Annotated in this window: 8 protein-coding genes; 1 reads left to right on the top strand and 7 read right to left on the bottom strand. The window is 69.6% G+C overall.

From position 1 onward, the window contains the following. The 7 genes from AB3X43_RS10105 to AB3X43_RS10075 form a co-directional block, all read right to left on the bottom strand. Positions 1–644: KUP/HAK/KT family potassium transporter (locus tag AB3X43_RS10105; RefSeq protein ID WP_473965108.1), on the bottom strand; the 644-nt coding region annotated here is incomplete at its 3' end. 86 nt (positions 645–730) lie between these two features. Next, complete coding sequence (locus AB3X43_RS10100; protein ID WP_369429718.1) at positions 731–1,414, bottom strand: response regulator; 684 nt, start codon at positions 1,412–1,414, stop codon at positions 731–733. Continuing rightward, positions 1,411–2,979 carry an ATP-binding protein gene (locus tag AB3X43_RS10095; RefSeq protein WP_369429717.1) on the bottom strand — a complete coding sequence of 523 codons (1,569 nt, stop codon included), beginning with the start codon at positions 2,977–2,979 and terminating at the stop codon, positions 1,411–1,413. The genes AB3X43_RS10100 and AB3X43_RS10095 overlap by 4 nt, the downstream gene beginning before the upstream one ends. Before the next feature lie 59 nt (positions 2,980–3,038). Next, positions 3,039–4,037, bottom strand: coding sequence for a S49 family peptidase (locus AB3X43_RS10090; protein ID WP_369429716.1), 999 nt, complete (start codon positions 4,035–4,037; stop codon positions 3,039–3,041). A 7-nt stretch (positions 4,038–4,044) separates the two neighbouring features. Next, a complete protein-coding gene (locus AB3X43_RS10085) occupies positions 4,045–4,425 on the bottom strand; it encodes a Rieske (2Fe-2S) protein (protein WP_369429715.1) in 381 nt (126 codons plus the stop codon). Then, on the bottom strand, positions 4,422–5,099 hold the full coding sequence (locus AB3X43_RS10080; RefSeq protein ID WP_369429714.1) for an HAD family hydrolase: 678 nt from the start codon (positions 5,097–5,099) through the stop codon (positions 4,422–4,424). Before AB3X43_RS10080 ends, AB3X43_RS10085 begins: the two co-directional genes overlap by 4 nt. Next, entirely contained in the window at positions 5,096–6,091 is a 996-nt protein-coding gene (locus AB3X43_RS10075) for an RluA family pseudouridine synthase (RefSeq protein WP_369429713.1), read from the bottom strand. Before AB3X43_RS10075 ends, AB3X43_RS10080 begins: the two co-directional genes overlap by 4 nt. A gap of 701 nt (positions 6,092–6,792) precedes the next feature. Between AB3X43_RS10075 and AB3X43_RS10070 the strand changes: the two genes are divergently transcribed. Further along, on the top strand, positions 6,793–8,510 hold a 1,718-nt coding region (locus AB3X43_RS10070; protein WP_369429712.1), incomplete at its 3' end, for an Rne/Rng family ribonuclease.

Below are 8,510 nucleotides of genomic sequence, written 5' to 3'. Positions count from 1 at the left end.
GGCTCGCGGGCGATGTGCACCAGGCCGATGCCGCCCAGCAGCACGAACCACACCACGATCACCGGGCCGAACACCCGGCCGACAGCGCCGGTGCCGTGGCGCTGCAGCAGGAACAGGCCAACCAGCACGCCGATGGTGATGGGCACGACAAAGGGCTTGAAGGCCGGCGTCGCGACCTCCAGGCCTTCGACCGCTGACAGCACCGAGACGGCGGGCGTGATGACGGCATCGCCGTAGAACAGCGTCGCGCCGAACACGCCGGTGAGCAGGATGGCGCGGCGCCAGCCCGGATGCTGGCCGGCATCGGTGGCCTGCGCAGCCAGGGCGGTCAGCGCCATGATGCCACCCTCGCCGCGGTTGTCGGCGCGCAGGATCAGCACCACGTACTTGAGCGTCACCACCAGCATCAGTGCCCAGAAGATCGCCGAGACCGCACCGACCAGGTGTGGCGTGTCGAGCGGAATGCCGGTGGCCGGGCTGAACACCTCCTTGACGGTGTAGAGCGGGCTGGTGCCGATGTCACCGTAGACGACACCGATGGCTCCCAGCGTCAGCGCCGCCCAGGCCGGGTGGCGGCTGGCTGGTGCAGCCGATGCGGCGGACGGGGTGCACGGGTGGTCAGAGGCCGAGGTGATGGCAGGCATGGTGGACATGAGAGCGTCCGGGGACGGTGTGGTGGTTATGCCGCACCAGGCATCAGGAACGCATATGGAGGCCACGGGGGGCGTGTTCAGCCGTCTGCCAGCCGGTAGCCCACGCCCGGCTCCGTCAGCAGCAGGCGTGGCTCGGCGGGCTCGGGCTCGATCTTGGCGCGCAGTTGTGCCATGTAGAGACGCAGATAGTGCGTGTGCTCGGTGAACTCCGGCCCCCAGACATCGGCCAGCAGGGCGCGGTGCGTGACCACCTGGCCGGTGTTGCGCACCAGACGGGCGAGCAGCTTGTACTCGGTCGGGGTCAGGTGCAGCGGTTCGCCGTGCAGGTGGACGCGGTGGGTGGCGAGATCGACGTCGAGCCCGCCGCCGCGGTAGTGCGTGATGGTCGGGCTGAGCGTGGTGCCGCGGTGGCGCAGCGCGACGCGCATGCGCGCCAGCAGCTCGCCGATGCTGAAGGGCTTGGTCAGGTAGTCGTCCGCGCCGGCATCGAGCAGGCTGATCTTGCGCACCTCGGACTGGTGTGCCGAGATCACCAGCACCGGCGTGCTGCGGCGCTGGCGCAGCTCGGCCAGCAGCGTATCGCCGTCGCCATCGGGCAGACCGAGGTCGAGCAGCACCAGATCCACCGGTGCATGCCGCAGCAGCGCCCGCGCCTCGGCCACCGAGGCGGCGGTGCGCACCTGGTGGCCCTCGACCTCCAGCGCCGAGCCCAGCATCTGGCGCAGTTCGCGGTCGTCCTCGACCAGCAGGATCTGGATCATGGGGTGCTCTCCGGAGCGGGTTCGGCCAGGGTCGGGGCGTCCGGCAGCGGCAGGCGCAGCTCGAAGCTGCTGCCGCCATGCCCGCGTGCGCGCACCCGCAGCACGCCGCCGTGGGCTTCGGCAATGGCACGGCAGACGGCCAGCCCCAGCCCGGTGCCGCGGCGCGTGCCGGTGTCGGCGCCGCGCTGGAACATCTGGAAGAGGCGCTCGCGCTCCGAGGGCGCGATGCCGGCGCCGCGGTCGCGCACGGCCAGCTGCAGCTCGTGCTCGATGCGGCGCGCCAGCAGTTCGACCGGGCCGTCGGTGTACTTCAGCGCGTTGTCGACCAGGTTTTCCAGCAACTGCGTCACCAGCAGCGCGTCGACCCGCACCAGCGGCAGGTCCGGTGCCAGCCGCGCGTGCACGCGGCGCTGCGGATCACGCCGCCGCACGCGGGCCAGCACCGCGCCGACCAGCTCCTCCAGCGACTCCCAGTCGCGGCGCAACTCGACCTCCCCGGCCTCCAGCCGGACCAGTTGCAGCGTGTTGTCGGCCATGGCGGTCAGCGCCCGCGTCTCGTCCTGGATCTGGGTCAGCAGCGCCTGGCGGCGCGCTTCGGGCAGGCGGTCGGACTGGCGCTCCAGCGCGGAGGCCGCGCCGAGGATCGACGCCAGCGGCGTGCGGAAATCGTGCGAGATCGCCGCGAGCAGGGCACTGCGCAGCGACTGGGCCTGGGCTTCGCGCTGGGCCTGTTCGGTGCGGCGCGTCAGGTGGTGGCGGTGCAGGGCGCTGCCGAGCGGGTCGCACAGGGCCTGGGCGTGGCCATGGCCGTCGGACGTGTCGCCGTGCGGATCCAGCCGCAGCACTGCGGCGCCCCAGGTAGCGGCGGTCCCGGTGTCCGATTGCGGGCCGCGCACCGGCAGGTACCACGCGGGCAGTTCACTGTGCAGACCGGTGCCGGCGCCGAAGGTGCGGCCCTCGCGCAGGCACAGCCAGAGGCCGGGGGTCTCGTCGGCATCGGGGGCACCCCACCACCACGCCGCGGTCGGGTCGTCCAGTGCGGGTCGTTCGCCCTGCAGGACCATCAGCGCAGCCCCGTCGTCCGACATGGCCTGGAGCGTGGCATGCAGCGCCGCGCCCATGGTCCGCGGATCGTCCGCCGCGCGCAGCGCATCGCCGAGGTGCTGCAACTGGTGGGCTTCTGCGGTGCGCTGCCGGGCCAGGGCGGCCTGCTGCCGCAGCCGGCCCATCAGCAGCCCGATCGACAGCGACACCCCCAGCAGCGTGCCGAGCAGCAGCAGGTTCTGGTGTCCGTCGACGGTGAAGCTGCCACGCGGCGGCACGAAGGCCCAGTTGAACAGTCCCACGCCCGCCACCGTGAACAGCGCCGACGCCCAGACCGGCAGCCAGAACGCCACCAGCGTGCTCGCCAGCACGAAGACCATCGCGAGGTTGGCCAGATCGACCACGCGGTCGAGTGTCCGGGCGGCACCGTAGGCCAGCGCCAGGCAGCACAGCGCCGCGACCATGACCAGCAGCGCAGGCGGACGGCGGCGCGGTGGCCGCAGGGGTGTGGTGGTGTCCATGCCTGCAACGTAGCAGGCCGGGCATCAGGATGGCATCAGGACTGCAGCAGGACGCGTGCTCAGTGCACGGCCGGCAGTGCCCGCAGTGCCCGCACGGCGCCTTCGCCCAGCGAAGCGCCGAAGCGCTTGGCCAGCCGCTCGGCGACGTTTTCCTTGGTCGTGTAGTCGATGATGTCCTCGGCCTTGATCACCTCGCGGGCGACGTAGTCGAGGTTGCCGATGCCATCGGCCAGCCCCATCTTGACGGCCTCCTCGCCGCTCCAGAACAGGCCGGAGAAGGTGTCCGGCGTTTCCTTCAGGCGCTTGCCCCGGCCTTCTTTCACCGTGTCGATGAACTGGCGGTGGATCTGGTCGAGCATGGCCTGGGCGTAGCCGCGCTGCTTCTCGTTGAGCGGCGAGAACGGGTCGAGCATGCCCTTGTTGCTGCCGGCGGTCAGCAGACGGCGTTCGACACCGACCTTCTTCATCACCTCGTCGAAGCCGAATCCATCCATCAGCACGCCGATCGAGCCGACGATGGACGCCTTGTCCACGTAGATCTCGTCGGCCGCGACGGCGATGTAGTAGGCGCCGGAGGCTGCGCTTTCCTCGACCACCGCGTAGACCTTCTTGTGGTGCTTTTCCTTCAGGCGGCGCAGCTCGTCGTAGACGATGCCGGCCTGCACCGGGCTGCCGCCGGGCGAGTTGATGCGCAGCACCACGGCCTGGGCACCGACGTCCTCGAAGGCGTCCTTCAGACCCGACAGCAGCACTTCGGCACTGGATTCGCCGCCCGAGGCGATCTCGCCGCGCAGTTCGACCAGCGCGGTGTGCGGGCCGGTCGGGGTGCTGTTATGCCGGTTCTCGCTGTAGACCGTCCAGGCTGCGAACAGGCCCAGACCCAGCCAGCCGAGCCGGAAGAACAGGCTCCAGCGCCGCGTGCTGCGCCGGTCGCGCAGGTAGTCGCGGGCGAACTGCTCCATCACGTGGTCGAAGGCACCGCGGGAGGCAGCGGGTGCCACCGGAGTGACGGGCGCGGTAGCAGGTGCGGCGGAGGGTGTGTCGTCTGGCTGGGTCATGGAATCTTCAGTCGCCGAACGCCGGCGTCAAGGTGGCAGAAGGATACCAAGACACCTGTCCATCGCGCTCGTCCACCTGCAGCGGTTTGAGCCACCGGCCGCGGCACGGCCCGCCCACGCAGTAGCCGGAGGCCGGCTCGTAGACCGCACCGTGGATCGAGCAGATGATCCACTGGCCGCTGTCGTCGAGGAACTGCCCTTCCTTCCAGTCCATCTCGGCCGGCACGTGGGCGCACTGGTTGAGATAGCCGACCACCTGGCCGCCGTGGCGCAGCACGAAGCCGCGGGCTGGCTGGCCGTGTGCGAGCAGATCGAAGACGTGGGCGAGGCCGCCGTCGGCGAGGTCGGCGGAGGCGCAGAGGGGAATGGCGCTGGCCTGGTCGCTCATGCGTGTGCCCCGAGCCACGCGCGCAGCTCCGCCACCGAGTGCGCCACATGCCGCGGCCCCAGCGCGCGCAGCGGCGCGTGTTCGTGCGCGCCGTAGGTGACGGCCACGCTGTGCGCCCCGGCATTGGCGGCGAGCTGCAGGTCGTGCGTGGTGTCGCCGATCATCAGCGTGCGCTCCGGCTCGACGCCGAACTCGCGCATCAGCTCGTGCAGCATCTGCGGGTGGGGCTTGGAGCGGGTCTCGTCGGCGGTGCGGGTGGCGTCGAACAGCGGTGCGAGTGCCGACAGGCGCAGCGCCTCGTTCAGCCCCTGCCGGTTCTTGCCGGTGGCCACGGCCAGCCAGTGCTGGCGCTGGCGCAGTTCGGCCAGCAGCTCCGGCACACCCGTGAACAGCGTGACCTCCTCATGGCCCTTGAAATAGTGCTGGCGGTAGCGCCGACCGAGTTCGGGGTAGCGGTCCTGGCTCAGACCGGGGACGGCGTGCATCAGCGCGTCCTGCAGCCCGAGGCCGATGACATAGGACGCGGCCTCGTCGCTGGGCACGGTCACGTCCAGATCCCGGCACGCGGCCTGGATGGCGCGCACGATCAGCGCGGTCGAGTCGTAGAGCGTGCCGTCCCAGTCGAAGACGATGAGGTCGTACTGGCGCGGGCGGAAGGCGGTGGAGTCGGTCATGGTGTGGTCTTGGCAGCGGCGGGGCGCAGGTGGGACAGCAGGGCCGTGCATTCGGGTGGAAGCGGCGCTTCCAGCTCGATGCGCTCGCCCGTGGCGGGGTGGTCGAAGGCGAGCCGGCGGGCGTGCAGGAACATGCGCTCGAAGCGGCAGCCCGGTGCGGCCGGTGCGTCGCCACGGGCCAGCGCCTTGTTGAGTGCGAAGTCGCCGTACTTGTCGTCGCCGACGATGGCGTGGCCTTCGTTCAACAGGTGGACGCGGATCTGGTGCGTGCGGCCGGTCTTGATGGTCACGTCGAGCAGCGTGCAATCCGCATAGGTCTGCGCGATGCGCACCAGCGAGACCGAGCGGCGGCCGTCCGGATGGTCCGCCTCGACGGCGCGGACGCGGCGCTCGCCCGCCGCATCCAGGTACTTGTGCAGCGCCACATCGACCACCTTGCACGCCGCCGGCCAGGCGCCGATCACCAGCGCGGCGTAGGTCTTGCCGGTCTCGCGCTGGCGGAACTGGTCCTGCAGTGCGGTCAGCGCGCTGCGCTTCTTGGCGATCAGCAGCAGGCCCGACGTCTCGCGGTCCAGCCGGTGCACCAGTTCGAGGAACTTCGCCTGCGGCCGTGCCCGGCGCAGCTGCTCGATCACGCCGTGGCTCACGCCCGAGCCGCCATGCACGGCGACACCGGCCGGCTTGTCGATCACCAGCAGGTGCTCGTCCTCGAAGCGGATGGGGAACTCGCGCGGCGGGGCGGTCGAGACGGTGGGCTCGCTCAGCCGCAGCGGCGGCACGCGCACGTCATCGCCGGCCTCGACGCGGGAATCCGCGCTGGCGCGTCCCTTGTTGATGCGCACCTCGCCGCTGCGGATGATGCGGTAGACGAGGGTCTTGGGGGCGCCCTTGAGTTCGCGCAGCAGGAAGTTGTCCAGCCGCTGGCCGGTGCTGCCTTCATCGACCAGCAGGTGGCGGACCTGCGGCGGTGCGGCAGCTTCGACCGGTGCCACGGGCCGCGGCGGACGTGGTACCTCCACGTCCGGAGCCTTGCGCGTGACCGGTTTCGGGCCGGCTTTTCCGGAGCCGGACCGGCTGGGCTTTGCCCCTATAATGCGTTGGACCACGATTGCGCTGTAAGTGTTTGATTTGCCTGAGTTTAGCGGGCACTGAGAAGCAGCCCCCGGTGCAGGGTGGTCGGACTGGTGTGCAGCCCCTGTGGGGCGTGCGGACCGGGTCCAGACGCTGATGCAGCGTGTTGCCTGGCGCGTGGTGTGCACTCCCAAGGTGCGTGTGCGGATGCGCCGGCAGCATGCAAGAGACCACGCTGAAAGAGCCCCGACACAAGGTTTTCCGGTGGCAGCTTCCGAACAGGGGCTGTCACCCGCGTCCGACCACAGACGCCGTCGCATGAACGATTTCGAGTTTCCGCTTCCCGACCCGACCCCTGGTGACTGTTGTCCCCGGTCGGAGCCGCACGCCTCAGCGTGCGCGTCGGATGGCGGACCCGTGCCCTGCCGGCCCGGAGGCCAGCACCACGGCGACACTGCGTTTCCTGCCCCGGCATCCCGGTCGACGCACGCGCCAACGCTGCGCTGCTGAGGTCGCCGGCATCTGCCGGTGTCCGTTGCGCGCAGTCCAGGGCGATTCCTTCCCGGCTCCGCGGCGCGGTTTCGTGCATCTCATGACGAATGATTCATGAGGAGAGACACGCATGAAACGCATGCTGATCAACGCCACGCAGCCCGAAGAGCGCCGCCTGGCCATCGTTGACGGTCAGAAACTGATCGACTTCGAAACCGAGATCGAAGGGCGCGAACAGCGCAAGGGCAACATCTACAAGGCCGTCGTCACGCGCGTCGAGCCGTCGCTGGAAGCCTGTTTCGTCGACTACGGCGAGGACCGCCACGGCTTCCTGCCGTTCAAGGAAATCGCCCGCAGCTACTTCCGCGAAGGCACCGATGTGCGCTCGGCGCGCATCCAGGACGCCATCAAGGAAGGCCAGGAACTGCTGGTCCAGGTCGAGAAGGAAGAGCGCGGCAACAAGGGCGCCGCACTGACCACCTTCGTCTCGCTGGCTGGCCGCTATCTGGTGCTGATGCCCAACAACCCGCGGGGCGGTGGCGTGTCGCGCCGCATCGAGGGCGAGGACCGCGAGGAACTGAAAGAGAACCTCGAACAGCTCGAATACCCCAAGGGCATGAGCCTGATCGCCCGCACCGCCGGCATCGGACGCACCGCGCCCGAGCTGCAGTGGGACCTGAACTACATGCTCAAGCTCTGGACCGCGATCGACGACGCGTCCCGGGGCGGCAAGGGCGCGTTCCTGATCTACCAGGAATCGTCGCTGGTGATCCGTGCGATTCGCGACTACTTCACCTCGGACATCGGCGAGATCCTGATCGACACCGACGACATCTACGAGCAGGCCAAGCAGTTCATGCTGCACGTCATGCCCGAGACGGCGAACCGCGTGAAGCGTTACCGCGATGACGCGCCGCTGTTCAGCCGCTTCCAGATCGAGCACCAGATCGAGACCGCGTTCAGCCGCACGGTGCACCTGCCGTCTGGCGGCGCCATCGTGATCGACCACACCGAAGCACTGGTGTCGATCGACGTCAACTCGGCCCGCGCCACCCGCGGCGGCGACATCGAGGAGACTGCGACCCGCACCAACCTCGAAGCCGCCGACGAGATCGCCCGCCAGGCGCGTCTGCGCGACCTGGGCGGTCTGCTGGTGGTGGACTTCATCGACATGGAAGAGTCGAAGAACCGCCGCGAGGTCGAGACCCGCCTGCGCGACGCGCTGCGCTACGACCGCGCCCGCGTGCAGTTCTCGACGATCAGCAAGTTCGGCCTGCTGGAGATGAGCCGCCAGCGCCTGCGCCCGGCGCTGAGCGAAGGCAGCCACATCACCTGCCCGCGCTGCAACGGCACCGGCCACATCCGCGACACCGAGTCTTCCGCGCTGCAGACGCTGCGCATCATCCAGGAAGAGTCGATGAAGGAAGGCACGGCGGCGGTCCACGTCCAGGTGCCGGTCGAGGTGGCCAGCTTCCTGCTGAACGAGAAGCGTCCCGAGATCACCAAGATCGAGATGAAGCAGCGCGTGACGGTGATGCTGGTGCCCAACAAGCACCTCGACACGCCGAACTACAAGCTGGAGCGCTTGCGCCACGACGATCCGCGCCTGGAGAACCTGCAATCGAGCTATTCGATGGTGGAAGAGCCGGACGAGGACGTCGGCATCACGCGCCGCGAGAAGAACGTCAAGCCCAAGCAGGCACCGATGATCCGCGGTGTGTTGCCGGACCAGCCCGCCCCGGTGGCCGCACCCAAGGCCGAACCGGCGCCGGTCGCTGTCGCGCCGGCACCGGTGGTGGCGCCTGCTCCGGCGGTGCCGGCACCGGAAGCCGTGGCTGCCGGCACCGG

This window comes from Sphaerotilus sp. (assembly GCF_041083715.1).
GTDB lineage: Bacteria > Pseudomonadota > Gammaproteobacteria > Burkholderiales > Burkholderiaceae_C > Sphaerotilus.
The sequence above is the reverse complement of the archived record's forward strand: the minus strand, read 5'-3'. Positions and strand labels throughout refer to the sequence as shown.

What these genes read in the sequence shown, in the direction of transcription:
- AB3X43_RS10085 (WP_369429715.1), bottom strand. Translation starts at nt 4,425, where the DNA reads ATGAGCGACCAGGCCAGCGCCATTCCCCTCTGCGCCTCCGCCGACCTC.
- AB3X43_RS10095 (WP_369429717.1), bottom strand. Translation starts at nt 2,979, where the DNA reads ATGGACACCACCACACCCCTGCGGCCACCGCGCCGCCGTCCGCCTGCG.
- AB3X43_RS10080 (WP_369429714.1), bottom strand. Translation starts at nt 5,099, where the DNA reads ATGACCGACTCCACCGCCTTCCGCCCGCGCCAGTACGACCTCATCGTC.
- AB3X43_RS10100 (WP_369429718.1), bottom strand. Translation starts at nt 1,414, where the DNA reads ATGATCCAGATCCTGCTGGTCGAGGACGACCGCGAACTGCGCCAGATG.
- AB3X43_RS10090 (WP_369429716.1), bottom strand. Translation starts at nt 4,037, where the DNA reads ATGACCCAGCCAGACGACACACCCTCCGCCGCACCTGCTACCGCGCCC.